The organism is Pseudomonas sp. Root401, assembly GCF_001425105.1.
Lineage (GTDB): Bacteria > Pseudomonadota > Gammaproteobacteria > Pseudomonadales > Pseudomonadaceae > Aquipseudomonas > Aquipseudomonas brassicacearum.
Window position 1 is genome coordinate 1 of sequence record NZ_LMDO01000054.1, and the last position, 2,039, is coordinate 2,039.

General features: G+C 61.5%; 1 protein-coding gene and 1 pseudogene. Both read right to left on the reverse strand.

The window, feature by feature from the left end; all coding sequences use genetic code 11:
• Window positions 1-1,791, reverse strand: a 1,791-nt coding sequence (locus ASC85_RS33570; RefSeq protein ID WP_442966227.1) for an immunoglobulin-like domain-containing protein, incomplete at its 3' end; no start/stop codon positions are given.
• A gap of 14 nt (window positions 1,792-1,805) precedes the next feature.
• A pseudogene (locus ASC85_RS34005) lies at window positions 1,806-2,038 on the reverse strand (immunoglobulin-like domain-containing protein); the annotation flags it as partial.
• Window position 2,039: the final 1 nt, after the last annotated feature.

A 2,039-nucleotide genomic window follows, 5' to 3' on the forward strand; every position in this document is an offset into this window, starting at 1 on the left:
CGGAATGGTGATGGTCTGGCCGTTCGACAGGGTGATAACCAACGGAGCATCGGTCACTGGTGCATTGACCGAAGCGGTGTACACCACGGTGCCGCCTTCGGCCACCGTCGAAGTCGCTGTGAGCGAAACGGTGCTGGTGTCGATGGTGTCGGTAACGTCAGTCACCGCTGGSGTGGTGCTCGGAACCAGGTTCTCGAAATTACCGCCAGTGGCCTTGTCGATGCTGACTTCGACTTTGCCGGCGTCTTTGTAGACGTCATCTTTTGGCGCATCGACGGTGGTGCTCGGAACCAGGTTCTCGAAATTACCGCCAGTGGCCTTGTCGATGCTGACTTCGACTTTGCCGGCGTCTTTGTAGACGTCATCTTTTGGCGCATCGACGGTCACGGTGCCGGTGGTGGCGCCTGCTGCGATGTTGATYACSGCGCCGTTGCTCAAGGTGACGGTCACTGGTGAGCCGGCGGCGTTGGTCAATGTTGCGGTGTAGACGATCGAGCCGCCTTCGGCTACTTCGGTAGACGCGGACAGGCTCAGGCCATCTTTTGGCGCATCGACGGTCACGGTGCCGGTGGTGGCGCCTGCTGCGATGTTGATCACCGCGCCGTTGCTCAAGGTGACGGTCACTGGCGAGCCAGCGGCGTTGGTCAGGGTGGCGGTGTAAACGATGGAGCCGCCTTCAGCAACGCTATCGGTTGCACTCAAGGTCAGGCCGGTAGTGTCCTGCACATCGGTAACGGTGGTGTTCGCCGGAGTGGCGTCGATGTCCAGTTTTTCGTAGTTACCGCCCTGGGCGTCGTCGATCTTCACGCTCAGGTTGTCGCCGCCCGCGAGGGCGTCGTTTGGCGTGACGAAGTTCACGGTGCCGCTGCTGGCGCCAACCGGAATGGTGATGGTCTGGCCGTTCGACAGGGTGATAACCAACGGTGCGTCGGTCACGGGTGCATTGACCGAGGCGGTGTACACCACGGTGCCGCCTTCAGCGACGGTGGACGTTGCGGTCAGGCTCACGGTCGAGGTGTCGATGGTGTCGGTAACGTCAGTCACCGCAGGCGTGGTGCTCGGAACCAGGTTCTCGAAGTTGCCGCCAGTGGCTTTATCGATGCTGACTTCGACTTTGCCGGCGTCTTTGTAGACGTCGTCTTTTGGCGCATCGACGGTCACGGTGCCGGTGGTGGCGCCTGCTGCGATGTTGATCACCGCGCCGTTGCTCAAGGTGACGGTCACTGGCGAGCCAGCGGCGTTGGTCAGGGTGGCGGTGTAAACGATGGAACCGCCTTCGGCGACAGTGTCAGTTGCCGAGAGCGTCAGACCAGTAGTGTCCTGCACATCGGTAACGGTGGTGTCCGCCGGGGTGGCGTCGATGTCCAGTTTTTCGTAGTTGCCGCCCTGGGCGTCGAGGGCGTCGTTTGGCGTCACGAAGTTCACGGTGCCGCTGCTGGCGCCGACCGGAATGGTGATGGTCTGGCCGTTCGACAGGGTGATMACCAACGGAGCATCGGTCACTGGTGCATTGACCGAAGCGGTGTACACCACGGTGCTGCCTTCAGCGACGGTGGACGTTGCGGTCAGGCTCACGGTCGAGGTGTCGATGGTGTCGGTGACGTCAGTCACCGCTGGGGTGGTGCTCGGAACCAGGTTCTCGAAATTACCGCCAGTGGCTTTATCGATGCTGACTTCGACCTTGCCGGCGTCTTTGTAGACGTCATCTTTTGGCGCATCGACGGTCACGGTGCCGGTGGTGGCGCCTGCTGCGATGTTGATCACCGCGCCGTTGCTCAAGGTGACGGTCACTGGCGAGCCRGCGNTTATCGATGCTGACTTCAACTTTGCCGGCGTCTTTGTAGACGTCGTCTTTTGGCGCATCGACRGTSACGGTGCCGGTGGTGGCGCCTGCTGCGATGTTGATCACCGCGCCGTTGCTCAAGGTGACGGTCACTGGCGAGCCGGCGGCGTTGGTCAGGGTGGCGGTGTAAACGATGGAACCGCCTTCGGCGACAGTGTCAGTTGCCGAGAGCGTCAGACCAGTAGTGTCCTGCACA